We start from the raw sequence: 17,672 nt of genomic DNA, 5'->3' as shown, positions 1-17,672 counted from the left end.
TCCCCGGACGGGCACGCCGCGGAGCCGGGAGTCGGTGCGGGAACGGCATGCGGCAGCCGCCGGCGGAAGCCGGCACGCCGTCTCACCGCGTCCCGTTCCGGCCCCCCGCCTCACCGCCTCTTCGCCGCGGCCGCGATCGTCTCTCGTATGCGGTGGTACGTTCCGCAGCGGCAGACGTCGCGGGTCTCGTCCAGGACGGCCTCGCCGACCTCGCGCCCTTCCTCCCGGGCCTGGCGGACCTTCGCGACGGCGGTCATGATCCGGCCCGGCCGGCAGTAGCCGCACTGGGCGACGTCGTACTCCAGCCACGCCTCCCGCATCGGGTGCGGCGGCCTGCCGACGGTTGCGGGCAGACCCTCGATGGTGGTGATCTCGTCGTCCGGCCCGATGTCCTTCACCGGCGCCGAACAGGGGTAGAACGCCTTGCCGTTGATGTGACGGGGGCAGGCCTGGCACACACCGAGCCCGCCGGCTCGTCCACCACCAGCTCCTGCGCGCACCGCACGTTGGGCAAGTGGATGTTGCGCATGGAGCCGGTGTTGAAGCCCTTGTCGGTCTCGCCGAGCAGTTGGGGGACGACGCCGAAGTCGTAGGGGGTCTGCTGGGTCAGCGTGAAGATGGCCTTGGAGGAGGCGAGGTCGCCCACGGGCAGCCGTGCGGCCTCCGCGGTGACGACCTCGCCGACGCCGCTTTCCGGCCCCGGACGGCGACCCGCCCCGGACGGCCGTCGCGCCTCGGCCTTGACAATCCACGCCGGCGACTGAAGGCTGACCGACCAGTTGGTATTGAAGGGCGGAGCGTGAACGAGCTGAGCATCTCCACCGCCGCGGGCGTGTTCGACGCGATCGCGGCAGGCCCGGTCGACGGCCGTCCGGTGCTGTTGCTGCACGGCTTCCCGCAGACGGGGCGGGCGTGGGAACGCCAGATCGCGGCGCTGGCCGCGCACGGCCACCGGGTGGTGGCACCCGACCAGCGCGGCTACTCCCCCGGGGTCCGCCCCGAACAGCCCGAGGACTACCGCGTCGACGTCCTGGTCGACGACGTGGCCGCCATCGCGGAGGAACTGGGCTGGGCGTCGTTCGACCTGGTCGGCCATGACTGGGGAGGCGCGGTGGCGTGGTGGACCGCCGACGCCCACCCGGGCCGCGTACGGACCCTGACGGTGGTCTCGACCCCGCACCCCGGCGCGCTGGCCACCGCCCTGCGCACCGACCGGGACCAGCGCGGTCGATCGCGCTACATGATCGACTGGCGCGAGACGCCCGCGACCGAGGAGCACATGCTCGCCGACGGCGCCGAGGAGCTTCGCGCCTGCTACTCCGGAAAGGTCCCGCAGGCCGCCGTCGAGGCGTACATACGGCACCTGTCCCGGCCGGGCGCCCTCACCGCGGCGCTGAACTGGTACCGGGCCGGGCGCCCCGACCGCGCGATCGGCCCCATCGAGGTGCCCACGCTGTACGTCTGGAGCACGGAGGACAGCGCGTTCGGGCCGGCGGCCGCGCAGCAGACAGGGCAGTGGGTCGACGGACCGTACCGCTTCGAGACCCTCCAGGGCGTCAGCCACTGGGTACCCGAGGAGGCGCCCGAGACGCTGAACCGCCTGCTGCTCGACCATCTGCGAGCGCACACTCCCCCGCCTGGCACCGAGGCGCGGCGATGAACGCGGCCGCCGTGCGAGGAGCCCGCGCCGGCTGCATCGCCGCGTGACGGCCGCGGCGGCCAGGAAAGGCTCCCGCGCAACTCGTCCACAAACCGGCGCATCACCCGTTACCGTGTGCCCGAGCCTCTGACGTGCGGCCGGATACGGCACGAGCGTCGGGGCCCGTCACAGGGGGGCGGCGGGGTGGAAAGCACGCGGACGGCATCCACGGCGGGGGCCGGGGACACGGAAGACGACAGACGGAGCGTTTCGGACACGACGGGCGTCCTGCTGCTCGGCGCGTGCGCGGCCTGGGCGCTGATCACGGCCGCCGCACACGGCGGCCGGCCCGAGGGCATGCTGCTCGCGGTGCTCGCGGTCGCCGCCGGCTACGCGTCGGGGCGGATCCTGGGCGCGCTGCTGCCCGTCGCCGCCCCCGCCGTCGGCGCCTTCACCGGCCTCGGACTCGCGCTCGCCGCGCCGCACATCACGGCGGGCCCGCAGTTCGCCGCCCCGCTCGGGCACACTGGTGCGACCGCCGCCCTGCTGACGCTCTCGTCAGGAGCGGCATGCTGCGCCGCGTGGGCAGCCGGAGCCCCGGGATACCGCCTGGCGCCAGGGCTGTCGGCCGCGGCCTTCGCGGTGATCGCGGCGGCGCTCGGCTCCACCACGGGCCTCGCCGCGTGCGCCGGCGTGCTGCTGTGCTCGCTCGCCGCCGGGCGGACGCGTCGCCGCGGTCCGGCTCTGACCGCGCTCGCCCTGGTGGCGGCCCTGACGACGGGGACGACCTGGGCGGTTGCCGAAGGCGCCCTGCCGCAGGGCCTGAGGACCATGCTGGAGGACCAGTTCAGCCGGCACCGGGTACGGCTCTGGCACGACGCGCTCACCCTCACCGGCCGGGATCCGGCGCTCGGCGCGGGGCCCGGGCGCTTCGGCGAACTGAGCCCCACGGCCGCCCAGTCGCTCCCGCCCGACAGCAAGCCCCACTCCGCGCCCCTGCAGCAGGCCGCCGAACAGGGGCTGATCGGGGTGGCACTGCTCGTGGCGGTCTTCTGCTGGGTCCTGTACGTGCTGTGGCGCACGTCGCGACCCACGCCGATCGCCCTCACGGCGGGCGCCGCCCTGACCGCGCTGGCGGTGATCGCGTCGGTCGGCAACGCGCTGAGTTTCACGACGGTGACGGTGGGGGCCGGGACGCTGGCCGGGATCGCGACGGCACGCCCGCTCAGGGACGAGGGGCAGCGGAAGCGGAGCGGGCCGTCGCAGCCGTGAGCCGCCGCCCGGGGTCGCGCCGAGATGGCGCGTCGTCCTCCCGGGCGTCTCAGTGTGTGGCGCCGGGCAGGCTCGACCGCAGCCGGGCGCGGATGACGCGTACCGCCGTCTCGGCGTTGTCCACGGTGATCGTGAAGGTGTGGCCGTCCCAGAGGCGCAGGGCGATGCCCTCACCCCGCCGCACGACGACGGCGGTGCCCTTCTCCGGCCGCCAGCGGTAGCCCCAGCCGCCCCACTGGCGCGGGGTGACCCGCGGGACGAATTCCGCGCGGGCCACATGCGTGAGGGGAATGCGGCGGCGCGGCACACCGATGTGGCCGCAGCGCACCTCAAGGCACTCGTGGTCGACCTTCACCGCGACGTGCACGAACGCGAGCGTGCCGAAGAGGACCAGCAGCCCGGCCACGATGCAGCCCACCACGGACATGACGAGCGGCGCGATGCCGGAGGTCCAGGCGGAGTCGACGGCCAGTTCGATGCCGAGAGCCATGAAGGCCGCACCGGCGAGGGACAGAAGCCACTGGAGGCGGTTGGTCGCCCTCCCCGTCCAGATGTCGGGGGGCATGGCCGTGTCACCGTGGGGGTGGTCCCTCATGTCTTGAGCGTACCCAGGTTCCGGAGCGCGGGCACCCGGTTGCGCGGCGGCCACCCCGGCCAGACCGATGACTCACCTCACGTCGAGTGCCGTCCGCAGAAGCCTGCCCTCGCCGTACGCCAGCGCCGCGCCGGGCAGCGGACCTCCGCGCCCGCTGAGCAGCACCGTCACCCCCGCGCCCCGGGGGGCCTCCGGCGCGGGGCCCGCCCCGATCCGGCGCAGCGCCTGCGCTGCCACGGCACCGGCGGAGCCGTGCAGGACGAGCGGGGGGCGGCCCGGCTGCTGGACGGCGGCGCGGATGCGCTCGGCGACCAGTTCGTAGTGGGTACAGCCCAGGACGAGGGTCGTGACCTCGGCCGGAGTGCGTTCCGCGGCCGCCGCGACGGCCGCGTCGATGGCCGCCTCGTCCGCCTGCTCCACCGCGTCGGCGAGTCCGGGGCACGGGACCTCGGTGACCTCGACTCCGTCCGCGAAGTCCCGGATCAGACCGCGCTGGTAGGGACTGCCGGTGGTGGCCGGTGTCGCCCAGATCGCGACCGGACCGCCGCCCGCCGCGGCCGGCTTGATCGCCGGGACGGTGCCGATCACGGGCACGGTCGGCTCCAGGAGGGTGCGCAGGGCGGGCAGGGCGTGCACGGACGCCGTGTTGCAGCCCACGATCAGCGCGTCGGGCTCGTGTGCCGCGGCGGCCTCGGCGACGGCCAGGGCGCGCCGTGTGAGGTCCTCGGGAGTCCGCGGTCCCCAGGGCATGCCGTCGGGGTCCAGGGAGAGCACGAGATCTGCGTCAGGCCGCAGACGCCGCACCGCCGCGGCGGCCGGCAGCAGTCCGATTCCGGAGTCCATCAGCGCGATCTTCACCCGGCAACGATAGACGATGAGCCCCGGCGGGCCGCCGTGATGGGGCAGACTTCGACGGGTGAGTGCCCTTGTGTGGATCACCGCCGTGTCACTGGCCGCCTGGTTGTGGCTGCTGCTGGGCCAGGGGTTCTTCTGGCGTACGGATCTGCGGCTGCCGCCCCGCCGGGACCCGCAGGCGTGGCCGTCCGTCTGCGTCGTCGTACCGGCGCGGGACGAGGCCGCCGTCCTGCCGCGAAGTCTCCCCACGCTGCTGGCCCAGGAGTATCCGGGGCACGCCGAGGTCTTCCTCATCGACGACGGCAGTTCGGACGGCACCGGGAAGCTGGCCCGTGAACTGGCCGGCCGGCACGGCGGACTGCCGCTGACGGTCGGCTCTCCGGGCGAGCCCCCCGCGGGGTGGACCGGCAAGCTGTGGGCCGTGCGCCACGGAATCGGACTGGCACGCGCGCGTGCGCCCGAGTATCTGCTCCTGACGGACGCCGACATCGCGCACGCGCCCGACACCTTGCGTTCCTTGGTGGCGGCGGCGCGCACCGGCGGGTTCGATCTCGTCTCGCAGATGGCCCGGCTGCGGGTGGAGAGCTTCTGGGAGCGGCTCGTTGTACCCGCCTTCGTGTACTTCTTCTCCCAGCTGTATCCATTCCGCCGTATCGCGCGGGAAGGGTCGCGGACGGCGGCCGCGGCGGGCGGCTGCGTGCTGCTGCGCGCCGACGCGGCCGAGCGGGCGCGGGTCCCCGACGCCGTCCGGCAGGCCGTCATCGACGACGTGGCGCTCGCGCGGGCGGTCAAGGACAGCGGCGGCCGCATCTGGCTGGGGCTGGCCGACCGGGTCGACAGCGTGCGCCCGTATCCACGGCTGCAGGACCTGTGGCAGATGGTCTCGCGCAGTGCCTATGCCCAGCTCCGGCACAGTCCGCTGCTTCTCGCCGGTACGGTGCTCGGGCTCGTCCTCGTCTACCTGGTGCCGTCCCTGGCGTTGGTCGCCGGGCTCGCCACGGGCGACATCACGGCGATGGTGCTCGGCGGGCTCGCGAAACTGGTGATGACGGCGACGTACGTCCCCATGCTGCGCTACTACCGCCAGCCGCTGTGGCTGGCGCCGTTGCTGCCGGTGACCGCGGCCCTGTACCTCCTCATGACGGTCGATTCGGCGGTACAGCACTACAGGGGGCGCGGTGCGGCCTGGAAGGGCCGCACCTACGCTCGTCCGGACGCCGCCCTCGACGAACGGTGAGCGGCCGGGGTCACTTCCTGCCGGGGGTCCAGTTCATGCCCCACCCGTAGGCGTGGTCGATGGTGCGCTGCGGGCTGACGCCGCGCTCCGGGACCAGGTAGCGGGCCTCGCGCTGGACGACCAGGTCGCCGCCGGTGTTGGTGATGAGGGCGAGCGCGCACACGGTCGAGGGCACCGTGCACTCGTCGAGGAAGAACTCGATGGGCGCGCCGTGCTGCGGCTGGAGCGTGACTGTGGCGTGCAGGTCGGCGAAGGACCGGGCGCCTTCGTAGATCGTCACGAAGATGAGGATGCGCCGGAAGCTCTGCTTGTGGTCGAGGTTGACGGTGAGGTTCTCGCCGGTCTCGACGGCGCCGGTCCGGTCGTCGCCGTCGAGGTGGATGTACGGGGGCTGGTGCAGTGCGCCGAAGGCGTCGCCGAGCGCCTGGACGACGCCCTTCCTGCCGTCGGAGAGCTCGTACAGGGCGCACAGGTCCAGGTCGAGGTCCGCGTGCATGGCCACCGCCCGGCCGCGCTTCCTGCCCCATCCCGAGAACTGTTTGCGCGTCGACCAGTTGAGGTTCACGCGCAGGGCACCGGATGTCCCGCCCTGCTTGGCCAGTGAGACCGAGGGGGCCTGTTTGGTGAGCGTGACCTTGCTGAGGCTGACGGTGGGCGGCGGCGTGGCGGCGTACGGGCCGGCGGGGTGCGGTGCACCGTGAGGGCCGACGGGCGGCGTGGCCCCGTAAGGGCCGACGGGCGGCGGCGCGGTCACCGGCGGTGCGGGCGCGGGGACGGGCGGCGCGGGCGGCGGGGACGGCGGGGACACGGTGACCGGCGGCGTCGGCCAGTCCACACGGGTGACGGGCGCGGACGGGGGCGCCGCGTGCTGCGGCTCGTCCACCGTGATCCCGTAGTCCGTGGCCAGGCCCTCCAGCCCGCTGCTGTAACCCTGTCCCACGGCGCGGAACTTCCAGGTCCCCTGGCGGCGGTAGAACTCGCCGAGCACGAACGCGGTCTCGACGGTCGCGGCGGGGTCGAAGCGCGCGACCTCGGTGCCCCGCTGCGCGTCGAGCACACGGATGGACAGACCGGGCACCTGCCCGAAGGTCCCGCCGTCGGCGGAGGCCGCGAGCACCACGGTCTCGATCGCGGGCTCCAGACGCGCGAGGTCCACGAGGAGTGAGTCCGTCACCTGGCCGCCCACGTCCCGCTTGCCCTCGTGGCGGACGGCACCCGAGGGGTGCGCGGCCTGGTTGTAGAAGACGAAGTCGCCGTCGTCGCGGACCCTCCCGGCGACCAGCAACAGCGCCGAGGCGTCCGCGTCGGGCACACCCGGCCCGGAACGCCAGCCCAATTCGACGCGCAGTGCCGTCGTCGGCACCTGAAGATTCGACCCTTTCGACATTGACATGTCCGCCCCCATCAGGTGTCGCCGTGCCGGGGCCGAAGGCCCGGCGGTCCGTTGCATCCGTTCCGGCCAACCTATTCCCCCGGGCGCCGAACTCCCATGACCGATACCGGAAGTCCGCCGCTCAACCCTCCGCTCAACCCCCGGTAACCCTCCCGGAACTCGGCCTTTACACGATCCAAACCCCGTTTGCTGCCCTTTTTTGCCGAGTTCGCTCGCATTGGGGATCCCACGTCACCCAGGACACGGAAAACAACCCTCTTATCGGTCTCCCCAACCAGCACATCGTGGGCTTAACTTATGTGGCATGACCTCCCCCCGCTCCACTTATGGTGGCGGCTACTACTCCGCGTCGCCCTTCCCGGACACTCCGATCTACGACTCGCTCGTCGCCGAGCGGGGCACTCCGCAGATCGCTCCCATCCGGGTTCCCTCCGCCTATGAGACGCCGGGCAGCAATCTGCCCGCACTGCCGTCGGCGCTGCCCGCGCTGCCCGCCGGCCCCTCCCACCAGGCCCCCTCCTACGGCTACCCGCAGGCTCCCCAGCCCGCGCCGCTGCAGCAGGCCCCGACCGCGTACATCCCGCAGCAGGCGGGCCCGCGCGGCTACCCGGGTCCCCAGCAGATGCAGCCGCCACGCCCGATGGCCACGGGCACGGGGTACGAGGCGATGCGCCCAGCGGCGCCGCGCCCGGCTCCGGCGCCGTACCAGGACCCGTACAACAACGGGCAGCAGTACCGCGGATACTGATCCGCCGCACGGCATGGGGCCGTCGGTGCCGGATGACACGATGGCCTCATGCCGACTCCAGTGCTGCGCTCGATCCACGTCCACCCGGTCAAAGCGCTGCGGGGCCAGTCCCCCCGCGAGGCCGTGGTGGAGCCATGGGGGCTGGCCGGGGACCGGCGCTGGGCACTGATCGACGCGGCCGGCAGGATCGTCACCCAACGCGAGCGCCCACGCCTGGCGTTGGCCGCCGCCGAGCTTCTGCCCGGCGGCGGGGTCCGTGTGTCCGCGCCCGGCCTGGAGCCGCTGACCATCACCGTGCCCGGGCCGGCCGGTACGACCACCGCCACGTGGGCGGGGGAGGAGATCGAGACGGTCCCCGCCGGCTCCGGGGCGAGTGCCTGGTTCAGCACCTACCTCGGCGAGGACGTGACTCTCGTCCACCTCGACGATCCCGCCGTCCGCCGCCCCATCGACCCGGCCTACGGACGCCCCGGCGAAACCGTGAGCCTGGCCGACGGCTACCCGCTGCTGCTCACCGCGGTGGCGTCCCTGGACGCGCTCAACTCCCTGATCGCGCGGGGCGACCGCCCCCATGAGGGGCCGCTGCCCATGAACCGGTTCCGGCCCAATCTCGTGGTGGACGGCACCGTGTCCTGGGCGGAGGACGGCTGGAAGCGGATCGCCGTCGGCGAGGTCGTCCTGCGGGTCGCCACGATGTGCGGACGCTGCGTCGTGACCACCACGGACCAGGCCACCGGCGCGCGCGGCAAGGAGCCGCTGCGCTCCCTGGGCCGCCACCGCCGCTTCGGCGGACGGCTGGTCTTCGGGCAGAACCTGGTGCCGGAGACACCCGGCACGGTCCGCGTCGGCGATCGGGTCACGGTCCTCGACCACAGCGACAGCGGACCCGCTCCGGTCCTCCGGCCGGTCCGGTGACCGTGTCGCGCCACGTCCCTTTCCCCGGCTCCCCGCCGTGTTCCGGACCGGAGCCCCTTCCCGAGTCCGGCCGAGAAAGTTCCGTGATGCGGCACCCCCATGGGAACCCGCGGGCCGTGCACGGTCGTTGTGGGGAGGTGAGAAGTTCATGAGAGGCCCGTGGGGCGGAGGAAGGGTGATGTCGCGCTCTCTTCGCCGTCCTGGGGCGTGAACGGCCGGGTGCGGGGGTTGCCACGGACGCGGAAGGGGGTGCGGGACGGTGCGCGCGATCGGCGGTCTGTGGCGCTGGCGGCACAATCCGCTGCGCCGTACGACCGATCTGGTCGAGTCGTGGGTGGCGCTCGTCGCGCTGCTGCTGATCCTCGTCGCCGCACCCGTCGCCGGGTGCGTGGTCGGGTCGGCCGCCGACGACTCCCTGCAGCGGTCGGTCCGGGACCAGTGGCGCACCCGCCACCTGGTGGCGGCCACCGTCGTCAAGAAGCTGGAGGGTGGCCCGCTGGACCCGGATCCCGAGTCCTCCTCGGCGCGGGACGCCCACAGCCGTGTGCTCGCCGACTGGACCGCGCCGGACGGCACCGCGCGGCACGGCCCGGTCCTGGCCGACCTCAGATCCCCCCACCCGGGCGACCACTTCAGGCTCTGGACCGACGACCACGGCCGAATAGCGGCCCGCCCGCTGGACGGCGCCACCGCGACGACCCTTGCCGTGCTGGCCGGTTTCGGTGTGGCCGCGATGACCGCGGGACTCGTCGAAGGCGGCCGCCGGCTGATCGTCTGGCGCATGGTACGTCGCCGGTACGCGCGGTGGGACCAGGCATGGGACAGGTCCGGCCCCGACTGGGGCCGGACCGGCACGGGCAGTTGACGGCCTTCCGACTCCGGTCAACCGGGCACGTCCGCGCACGCTACGGTGGAGCGGCCGGACCGATCGGCTGTCCGGCTTCTTCACGAGAACCCGCGTGAGCACCGAGGTGGGGGCACAGCAGCGCCATGGCACAGGGCACGGTCCAGGTGACGCACACCGGCACATCGCGGTGGCGGCGCCGCACGGGTGAGTACGCGTCGCTCGCCGCCGCCCTGGAGGCCGCGGGGGACGGGGACGTCCTCACCGTGGCTCCCGGCACCTACCGGGAGAACCTCGTCGTCCAGCGGGCGGTGACCCTGCGCGGACCCGAGGGCTCCGCCGGCTCCGTGCGCATCGCGCCCATCGACGGGGTGCCGCTGACGGTGCGGGCCTCCGCCGTGGTCCAGGACCTGCACATCGAGGGCCAGGACGCGGCTGCGCCCGCCCTGCTCGTGGAGGAGGGCGCGCCGGAGCTGGCGGATCTGCGCATCATGACGCGGTCCGCGGCCGGCATAGAGGTCCGCGGTGGCGCCCGCCCCACGGTCCGGCGCTGCACGGTCGACAACCCGGCCGGCATCGGCATCGCCGTCGTGGACGGAGGCGGCGGGGTGTTCGAGGAGTGCGAGGTCGTGGCCGCCGCCCAGTCGGGCATCGCGGTCCGCGGTGGCGCGCACCCGCGGCTGGAACGCTGCCGTGTGCACCACACCTCCGGTGCGGGCCTGTCGGCGACCGGCGAGAACTCCGCGCTGGAGGCGGTCGGTTGCGAGGTGTACGAGATCCGGGGCTCCGGTGTGCATGTCACCGGGCGAGCCACGGCGCACCTGACGGACTGCGATGTCCACCGCACCACCGCCGACGGCGTCACGCTCGACACCGACGCGGTGCTGACCCTCGCCGACTGCCGCATCCACGATGTCCCGGAGAACGCGGTCGACCTGCGGTCCCGCTCGGTGCTCACGCTGACCCGCACAACGGTGCGGCAGTTCGGGCGCAACGGGCTGTCGGTGTGGGACCCGGGCACCCGCGTGGACGCCAACCAGTGCGAGATCTCCGACAGCACCGGTGACTACCCGGCGGTGTGGGTCAGCGACGGCGCGACCGCCGTGCTCGAGTCCTGCCGGGTGCACGACGTGCCGGACGCGCTGTTCGTCCTCGACCGCGGTTCGCGCGCGGACGTCGTGGACAGCGACCTCACACAGGTGCGCAACACGGCGGTGTCGGTGAGCGACGGCGCCACCGCACAGCTCGACGACTGCCGGATCCGGGACGCGGCGACGGGCGCCTGGTTCCGGGACCACGGCAGCGGCGGCACACTGTCCGAATGCACCGTCGACGGCGCCCAGACGGGGGTGATCGTCACCAAGGGCGCCGACCCCACCATCGAGCGCTGCACGGTGACGTCACCGGCGGAGGCGGGCTTCTACGTCTCGGCGGGTGCCCGGGGCAGCTTCCTCAACTGCCGGGTCACGGGCAGCGGCGGCTACGGCTTCCATGTGATCGACGGCTGCCGGGCCACGCTCAGGAAGTGCCGTACGGAGCGGTGCGCACGCGGGGGCTACGAGTTCGCGGACGGCGGACCGGACGCGCCCGGTGGCGGCGGCGCCGTCGTCGAGGACTGCACCAGCGACGAGAGCGCCGGGCTGCGGCCCGTGGTGGCCCAGGAGGCCGCCGTCCAGACGGCGAGCGTGTCCTTCGGCCTGCTGGGCGCCATCCCCGGTCAGCGCAGCACCGAACAGGAGTCCTACGTCACGGCCGCCCAGGAGCCCGGGGAGCCCGCACGCACCTCCGAGGATGTGCTCGGGGAACTCGACACCCTGGTGGGCCTGGAGAGTGTCAAGCGCGAGGTGCGCGCCCTCACCGACATGATCGAGGTCGGGCGCCGCCGGCAGCAGGCTGGGCTGAAGGCGGCGTCCGTGCGACGGCATCTTGTGTTCACGGGCTCCCCCGGCACCGGCAAGACGACAGTCGCCCGTCTCTACGGCGAGATCCTGGCCTCCCTCGGTGTCCTGGAGAAGGGTCATCTCGTCGAGGTGTCCCGGGTCGACCTGGTGGGCGAGCACATCGGCTCCACCGCGATCCGCACCCAGGAGGCCTTCGACCGGGCGCGCGGCGGAGTGCTGTTCATCGACGAGGCGTACGCGCTGTCGCCGGAGGACTCCGGGCGCGACTTCGGGCGTGAGGCGATCGACACGCTGGTGAAGCTGATGGAGGACCACCGCGAAGCCGTCGTGGTGATCGTCGCAGGGTACACGGCCGAGATGGAACGGTTCCTGTCCGTCAACCCGGGGGTGGCATCCCGCTTCTCACGGACCATCACCTTCGGTGACTACGGCGCCGAGGAACTGCTGCGGATCGTGGAGCAGCAGGCCGAGGAGCACGAGTACCAGCTGGGACCGGGAACCGGTGAGGCGCTGCTGAAGTACTTCACCGCGATCCCGAAGGGGCCGGCGTTCGGCAACGGCCGTACGGCGCGCCAGACGTTCGAGGCGATGGTGGAGCGGCACGCGGGCCGAGTCGCCCAGTTGGCCGAGACCAGCACGGACGACCTGACGCTGCTCTACCCGGAGGATCTGCCGGAGCTGCCCTGAGCCGCCCGTTCGTTCGGGCCCCGCGGCCCGGCGCCCGGCGCCGGAGGCACACCCGGGCTACGTGCCCGGCCCTGGACGCGCCTTTCCGGGCCCGCTGTCCGGCTCCGCGGGCTCGGGTCCGGCGGGGGCGTCCGCGGGCCGTGGTCCCGGCAGCCCCGACCGCAGCCGTGCCAGCAGCCGTCTGCGCTCCTCGTCGAACGCCGGGTCCGCCTGGTAATCGCTGTGCCCGAGGATCGGGGCCGGCAGCGGGTGCTCTTTCGTGCGGCCGTAGGCGAGGGGGTCCCTGAGCGGTGGGCGGTCCACCTGTGGGCCGCAGTCGCCGGGCAGCCCGATGGGGCCGCCGATCGGATCGGTGCGGCGGAACAGATTGCGCCAGCAGTCGACCTCACGGTGCAGGGAGCTGAGCGAGGCCGGACCGAAGTACGCCGGGAACCAGCGCCCGTACAACCGTTCCAGCGGCGAGCCGTAGGTCAGCAGTGCCACTCTCTTGCGGGCGGAGGGCCCCAGCTGCCAGGCCGCGGCCGCCGCCAGCACGCTGCCCTGGGAGTGGCCCGACAGGACCAGCCGCCCCCCGGTGGTGCCCGTCCAGGCCGCCATGCGCCAGGTCAGGTCCGGCACGGCACGCTCGGCGTAGCAGGGCGGGGCGAAGGGGTGTGCGGCGCGCGGCCAGAACGTGCCGACGTCCCACAGGATGCCGATGGTGCGGCGCGCGGACGCGTCCTTGTAGGCGCGCCGGCCCCAGGTGACGAAGAGCAGGAAGCCCACGCCGATCAGCCAGGAGCCGAGCCCCTGCGCCGTCTCGGCGGCGCCCCGGACGAGGGGCCCCGTGCCGCGCGCCGCGCCTTCCGGCGTGTCGTTGGCGGCGAAGGCCCCCACCAGGGCCACCGCGCCCAGCACCAGCGTCACCGCGGACATGAGGCCGATGACGAGCGGCGCCCGGTCGGTGAGGGCGGCCAGCGCACGCGTGCTCGCGATCCGCAGGGTGCGGGCCGGGTCGCCGGGCTCCCCCGGGTGATCGCGTTCGACCGCTCCGGTCTCGGCGCGCCGCAGCAGCCGGGTGCGCCAGGCCAGCCAGCCGGACAGGACGAGCAGGACGAGGAGCAGGGGCGGGATGGTGGACGCCTGCCAGGTGAGCACGACGGGCGGGCCGGCCATGGCCTGCCCGGTGCCGTCCAGCCAGTCGGCGACCCGCTGGGCCACGCCGCCGGACATCACGCCGCCGAGCGCACAGGCCAGCATGGCGACGGCGGGTCCGGCCTGGCCGCGCATCGCGGTGCGCGTGTCGGGACGGGCACGGTGGAGGACATGGGCGACGATGCCGAGCGCGACGACCAGGGCTCCCTGCACCAGGGCGAGCGCGCCGAACGTCGTGTCGCCCGGCAGCCGGCCCGCCGACCGCCAGCCGGGGCGCGACCAGCCGGCGTACACCATGGTCAGGAGGAGCACGGCGAGTGCCCCCCAGGGCAGCCACCGCACCAGCCTCCGGTCGAGGTCCTGGTCGAGCCGCTGCTCGGTGCGGCCCCGGCTGCACACCACCCAGACCACAGCCACCGCACCGGCGAGGAGAGCCGACGCCACCAGCCACCCCAGGGACTGCAGCGCCACCGCTCCATGGCGGCGGTCGTGGCGGGCGGCGGCGCTGCCGAGCGCGGCCGCGACGGTCAGGAGGCCCGCGGCGGTGTGCGCGGCGCGCAGCCGGGCCACCAGCCGGCGCCCGTACCAGAACCCGGGCCGGCCGAGCGCGGTGCGGTGTTCCTCCTCGCCGGGTTCTGCCGTGCGGGAGACCGGCTGCTGGGACTCGTAGGCGCTCCAGGTGCGGTGCGAGAGGTACCAGAGCAGGAGGGTGAGCGCCATGGGCACCAGCGCCGCCAGGGCGAGGCGCCGGCCCGGCAGACTCCACCAGCCGGCGTCGGCGCCGGCGGGTGAGAGGAAGCCGAGCCACGGGTGGCGTGCGGCGCACGCACGTGTGCCCGCGCACTGCCAGGCGCCCAGGTCCAGGGCCACCTCGCAGGCCGCCGCCACCAGCAGCACGGTCAGGGTGAGTCCGAGGAGCCGGACGATCAGCCCGTAGAGCCGGACGGTCCGCGGCCGGCCGGTCGTCGTGGGGCGCATCCAGTGCGCGAGGTTGGCCACCATGAACGGCAGCAGCAACAGCCACAGGGCGCGCGCGGAGTTTCCGGACGTGAGGTTGCACCACACGTACGCCTCGGGCACGGGACGGCCGCGGTAGTCCTCGGGCCGCCGCTCCGCGTCGGCGTCGTCGGCCCGCCGGTACACGGCGGCCGTCCAGTCGCCGGTGATCCGGACCGTCCGCGGATCGCCCAGCATCTCCTCGGGCGTGGTGCCGCCCACTCCGTGGACCAGAAGTTCCAGGGCGAAAGCGGCCGTCGCGGACCGCCGGCCGGCGCCGTCCCGCTCCCCCTCGTGTTCCTGTGCTTCCCGTGCACGCTCCACTGTTCTGCTCTTCCCCCGCGCTGCGTACCGTGTGTCGTGTGCAGGCACAGGTTCTCCGCTGACACACGCGCGCACACCTGCTGTCACGGAATCTCCCCGATACGGGTGAGCGCGCCCGGCGGCGGAGGGCGGCCCTGGGGCACGGGGGTGGCGCCCGAGGCGGCGACCCGTGCGAGGATGAGACGTCCTGCCACCGGTGACGGGAGAATGACCTCGTCGGAGCCGGTGCGAGTGGCGTGTCGGACGTGGTCGGGCGAAAGGGAGCGGAGCGGACGTGAGTGAGAATCAGAACCTCCTCGCGGAGCAGCGACGCGCCCTGATCCTGGACGAGGTGCGACGGCGCGGCGGCGTCCGCGTGAACGAGCTGACGCGCAAGCTCGGCGTCTCCGACATGACGGTCCGCCGCGACCTCGACGCGCTCGCCCGGCAGGGCGTGCTGGAGAAGGTGCACGGCGGCGCGGTGCCGGTGGTGGAGGCGAGCACGCACGAGCCGGGGTTCGAGGCCAAGTCGGGCATGGAGCTGACGGCCAAGGAGGACATCGCGCGGGCCGCGGCCGAGCTGGTCGCGCCGGGCACGGCGATCGCCCTGTCCGGCGGCACGACGACGTACGCACTGGCCCACCACCTTCTCGACGTGCCGGATCTGACCGTCGTCACCAACTCGGTGCGGGTGGCCGATGTCTTCCACTCGGCGCAGCGCACCTCGGGCCAGCGGCAGGGCGCGGCGACGGTGGTGCTGACCGGCGGGGTGCGCACGCCCTCCGACTCGCTGGTGGGGCCAGTGGCCGACCAGGCGATCGCGTCCCTCCACTTCGATGTGCTCTTCCTCGGTGTGCACGGGATATCGCCGGAGGCCGGCCTGTCGACGCCGAACCTGGCGGAGGCCGAGACCAACCGGAGGCTGGTGCAGTCCGCACGGCGTGTGGTGGTGGTCGCGGACCACACCAAGTGGGGTACGGTGGGCCTGAGTTCGTTCGCCGCGCTGGAACAGGTGGACACGCTGGTCACCGATGCCGGGCTGCCGGCCGAGGCGCGGGAGGAGATCAGCGAGCACCTCAGGCAGCTGGTGGTGGCCGGGGAGGAACCCGGGGACGCTGCAGACATCTGACGGTTCGCCAGCTATGGTGGCGCCGCCCGGCGGCACCGCTTCCGTCCGGGGACGTTCGTTTCCCGCGAGGAGGTTGTTCGTCCATGGCACACCGTCTGCGTCCGGTGGGACTCGACTTCGCGCAGTCCGCTCCCGTGCGGCTGGTGTTCGCGCGCAAGGTCGCGGCATCCCCCGAAGTGGTCTTCCGGGCCCTCGCCGAGGACGTTCCCGGCTGGAGCGAGTGGTTCGCCGCGGTGGCCTCCGCCCGGCCCCTCGACGAGGGCGCCGGGCGCGAGGTGCGCCTGACGGGCGGCACCCGCTTCCGGGAGACGGTGGTGGCGGCCACGCCGAACGAGGTGTACGCGTACCGGGTCGACGAGACGAACGCGCCCGGCGTACACGCTCTCCTGGAGGAGTGGCGGCTCACGCCCGCCGGCACGGGCACCCGGGTGCAGTGGACCTTCGCGGGCGATGGGACCGCGGTGTTCCGCTTCGCGCTGAAGGCGGCGCGGACGGGTCTGGGGCGCGCCTTCCGCGGCGCGGTGACGGCGCTGGACCGCCGGCTGGCCGCGCAGAACGCCTGACGGGCTTCAGTCCGACCACACTCCGGTCGCCAGCAGGGACTCGATCGCCGCGGTGTACGGCGCGATGTCCAGCCCCTGCCCGGCGAGCCACGCGTCGGAGTAGTACTTGTCCAGGTAGCGGTCGCCCGGATCGCACAGCAGGGTCACCACACTGCCTGTCCGCCCTCCGGCCACCATCTCCGCGACGATCTTCAGTGCGCTCCACAGTCCCGTGCCGGTCGAGCCGCCCGCCTTGCGGCCCATGGCCCCCTCCAGGGCCCGCACCGCGGCGACGGCCGCCGCGTCCGGGACCTTCATCATCCGGTCGACGGCGCCCGGCAGGAAACTGGGTTCCATCCGCGGCCGGCCGATGCCCTCGATGCGCGAGCCGCCGTCGCAGGTGACGTCCGGATCGCCGGCCGTCCACCCGTCGAAGAAGCACGAGTTCTCCGGATCGGCCACGCAGACCCGGGTGTCGTACTGCATGTAGCGGACGTACCGGGCGATGGTCGCCGACGTGCCGCCGGTGCCGGCCGTGGCGACGATCCACTCGGGCTGCGGGAACCGCTCCAACTCCAGTTGGCGGAAGACGGACTCGGCGATGTTGTTGTTGCCGCGCCAGTCCGTGGCCCGTTCGGCGTAGGTGAACTGGTCCATGTAGTGGCCGCCGGTCTCCGCCGCGAGGGCGGCCGACTCCTCGTACATCCTGCGCGGGTCGTCGACGAAGTGGCACCGCCCGCCGTGGAACTCGATGAGGCGGCACTTCTCGGCACTCGTCGTACGCGGCATCACCGCGATGAAGGGCACGCCGACGAGCTTGGCGAAGTACGCCTCGGAGACGGCCGTGGAACCACTGGACGCCTCGATCACCGGGCGTCCCGGACGGATCCAGCCGTTGCACAGGCCGTACAGGAACAGGGACCGGGCGAGGCGGTGCTTGAGGCTGCCGGTGGGGTGGGTGGACTCGTCCTTCAGGTACAGGTCGACACCCCAGTGCTCAGGCAGCGGGAAGCGCAGCAGGTGCGTATCGGCCGAGCGGTTGGCGTCGCCCTGGAGCTTGCGGACGGCGTCCTTGAGCCAGCCGCGGTACTCGGCGTCGCTGCGGTCGACGTCGAGGGTCTCGCTGGGGCGGGTGATACGGGGGGTGCTCACGGCGGGGGCTCCTTACCGAGGGGTGCCGACGCCGGTTCACGCGGTCGGACGCCTCGATGATAGACACCTCCAAAATGCTCCTCACCTGCATAAACGCATCTTTGGGCGACTCAAAGGCACCCTGTGGCACAGGGTGGGAAACGGCGGGGGCGCATCCGCGCGAGTGCGCCGGATGCCCCGCGTGAGCCCGCCGTGCGCACTGGTGCGAGCGGTCGGCTGCGGGCAGACTGCACGGCATGGGCCGCCGGCCGGCGCCTCGGGGCACCGTGCGCCACCGGCCCGTACGGGGATGGACACTGGATCACGACCAGGCTCGGCCGATGTCACTCC

The 17,672-nt window shown here is 73.4% G+C and carries 16 protein-coding genes; 9 read left to right on the top strand and 7 right to left on the bottom strand.

Annotated features, from left to right (window positions below; genetic code table 11):
* Positions 1-110: 110 nt before the first annotated feature.
* A complete protein-coding gene (locus tag ACFSL4_RS26720; RefSeq protein WP_465269766.1) occupies positions 111-398 on the bottom strand; it encodes a 2Fe-2S iron-sulfur cluster-binding protein in 288 nt (95 codons plus the stop codon).
* A complete protein-coding gene (locus ACFSL4_RS26715) occupies positions 395-646 on the bottom strand; it encodes a hypothetical protein (RefSeq protein ID WP_381088435.1) in 252 nt (83 codons plus the stop codon). Before ACFSL4_RS26715 ends, ACFSL4_RS26720 begins: the two co-directional genes overlap by 4 nt.
* 162 nt (positions 647-808) lie before the next feature.
* On the opposite strand from ACFSL4_RS26715, the gene ACFSL4_RS26710 reads away from it, so the two are divergent.
* Positions 809-1,660, top strand: a complete 852-nt coding sequence (locus ACFSL4_RS26710; protein ID WP_381088406.1) for an alpha/beta fold hydrolase — start codon at positions 809-811, stop codon at positions 1,658-1,660.
* 183 nt (positions 1,661-1,843) lie between these two features.
* Positions 1,844-2,911: an O-antigen ligase family protein gene (locus ACFSL4_RS26705; RefSeq protein ID WP_381087996.1), complete on the top strand. Its 1,068-nt coding sequence runs from the start codon at positions 1,844-1,846 to the stop codon at positions 2,909-2,911.
* 49 nt (positions 2,912-2,960) lie between these two features.
* Here ACFSL4_RS26705 and ACFSL4_RS26700 read toward each other — a convergent pair whose 3' ends face one another.
* Complete coding sequence (locus tag ACFSL4_RS26700; RefSeq protein WP_381087993.1) at positions 2,961-3,506, bottom strand: hypothetical protein; 546 nt, start codon at positions 3,504-3,506, stop codon at positions 2,961-2,963.
* A 72-nt stretch (positions 3,507-3,578) separates the two neighbouring features.
* On the bottom strand, positions 3,579-4,364 hold the full coding sequence (locus ACFSL4_RS26695; RefSeq protein WP_381087990.1) for a glutamate racemase: 786 nt from the start codon (positions 4,362-4,364) through the stop codon (positions 3,579-3,581).
* A gap of 58 nt (positions 4,365-4,422) precedes the next feature.
* Between ACFSL4_RS26695 and ACFSL4_RS26690 the strand changes: the two genes are divergently transcribed.
* On the top strand, positions 4,423-5,598 hold the full coding sequence (locus ACFSL4_RS26690; protein ID WP_381087987.1) for a glycosyltransferase: 1,176 nt from the start codon (positions 4,423-4,425) through the stop codon (positions 5,596-5,598).
* A 10-nt stretch (positions 5,599-5,608) separates the two neighbouring features.
* On the opposite strand, the gene ACFSL4_RS26685 is transcribed toward ACFSL4_RS26690, so the two are convergent.
* Positions 5,609-6,991 (bottom strand): TerD family protein, encoded by a 1,383-nt coding sequence (locus ACFSL4_RS26685; RefSeq protein ID WP_381087984.1) that lies wholly within the window; start codon positions 6,989-6,991, stop codon positions 5,609-5,611.
* A gap of 304 nt (positions 6,992-7,295) precedes the next feature.
* Here ACFSL4_RS26685 and ACFSL4_RS26680 point away from each other — a divergent pair, with 304 nt between their 5' ends.
* The 4 genes from ACFSL4_RS26680 (at position 7,296) to ACFSL4_RS26665 (ending at position 12,086) form a co-directional block, all read left to right on the top strand.
* On the top strand, positions 7,296-7,739 hold the full coding sequence (locus ACFSL4_RS26680; RefSeq protein WP_381087980.1) for a DUF6643 family protein: 444 nt from the start codon (positions 7,296-7,298) through the stop codon (positions 7,737-7,739).
* 48 nt (positions 7,740-7,787) lie between these two features.
* Positions 7,788-8,654 (top strand): MOSC domain-containing protein, encoded by an 867-nt coding sequence (locus ACFSL4_RS26675; protein WP_381087977.1) that lies wholly within the window; start codon positions 7,788-7,790, stop codon positions 8,652-8,654.
* Positions 8,655-8,913: 259 nt separating this feature from the next.
* Entirely contained in the window at positions 8,914-9,519 is a 606-nt protein-coding gene (locus tag ACFSL4_RS26670; protein WP_381087974.1) for an Rv1733c family protein, read from the top strand.
* Between the two features lie 125 nt (positions 9,520-9,644).
* Complete coding sequence (locus ACFSL4_RS26665) at positions 9,645-12,086, top strand: right-handed parallel beta-helix repeat-containing protein (RefSeq protein ID WP_381087971.1); 2,442 nt, start codon at positions 9,645-9,647, stop codon at positions 12,084-12,086.
* A 57-nt stretch (positions 12,087-12,143) separates the two neighbouring features.
* Here the strand turns inward: ACFSL4_RS26665 and ACFSL4_RS26660 are convergent, their stop codons facing one another.
* Positions 12,144-14,540 carry a hypothetical protein gene (locus ACFSL4_RS26660; protein ID WP_381087968.1) on the bottom strand — a complete coding sequence of 799 codons (2,397 nt, stop codon included), beginning with the start codon at positions 14,538-14,540 and terminating at the stop codon, positions 12,144-12,146.
* Positions 14,541-14,814: 274 nt separating this feature from the next.
* On the opposite strand from ACFSL4_RS26660, the gene ACFSL4_RS26655 reads away from it, so the two are divergent.
* Positions 14,815-15,648, top strand: coding sequence for a DeoR/GlpR family DNA-binding transcription regulator (locus ACFSL4_RS26655; RefSeq protein WP_381087965.1), 834 nt, complete (start codon positions 14,815-14,817; stop codon positions 15,646-15,648).
* Between the two features lie 83 nt (positions 15,649-15,731).
* Complete coding sequence (locus ACFSL4_RS26650) at positions 15,732-16,211, top strand: SRPBCC family protein (RefSeq protein WP_381087962.1); 480 nt, start codon at positions 15,732-15,734, stop codon at positions 16,209-16,211.
* 6 nt (positions 16,212-16,217) lie between these two features.
* Here ACFSL4_RS26650 and ACFSL4_RS26645 read toward each other — a convergent pair whose 3' ends face one another.
* Positions 16,218-17,342 carry a PLP-dependent cysteine synthase family protein gene (locus ACFSL4_RS26645; RefSeq protein WP_381087959.1) on the bottom strand — a complete coding sequence of 375 codons (1,125 nt, stop codon included), beginning with the start codon at positions 17,340-17,342 and terminating at the stop codon, positions 16,218-16,220.
* Between the last annotated feature and the right edge of the window lie 330 nt (positions 17,343-17,672).

This window comes from Streptomyces caeni (assembly GCF_042678285.1).
Taxonomy (GTDB): domain Bacteria; phylum Actinomycetota; class Actinomycetes; order Streptomycetales; family Streptomycetaceae; genus Streptomyces; species Streptomyces caeni.
The sequence above is the reverse complement of the archived record's forward strand: the minus strand, read 5'-3'. Positions and strand labels throughout refer to the sequence as shown.

Excerpts from the sequence above, each read along its gene's own strand:
- ACFSL4_RS26675 (WP_381087977.1), top strand. The coding sequence starts at position 7,788 with ATGCCGACTCCAGTGCTGCGCTCGATCCACGTCCACCCGGTCAAAGCG.
- ACFSL4_RS26685 (WP_381087984.1), bottom strand. The coding sequence starts at position 6,991 with ATGTCAATGTCGAAAGGGTCGAATCTTCAGGTGCCGACGACGGCACTG.
- ACFSL4_RS26680 (WP_381087980.1), top strand. The coding sequence starts at position 7,296 with ATGACCTCCCCCCGCTCCACTTATGGTGGCGGCTACTACTCCGCGTCG.
- ACFSL4_RS26650 (WP_381087962.1), top strand. The coding sequence starts at position 15,732 with ATGGCACACCGTCTGCGTCCGGTGGGACTCGACTTCGCGCAGTCCGCT.
- ACFSL4_RS26665 (WP_381087971.1), top strand. The coding sequence starts at position 9,645 with ATGGCACAGGGCACGGTCCAGGTGACGCACACCGGCACATCGCGGTGG.
- ACFSL4_RS26700 (WP_381087993.1), bottom strand. The coding sequence starts at position 3,506 with ATGAGGGACCACCCCCACGGTGACACGGCCATGCCCCCCGACATCTGG.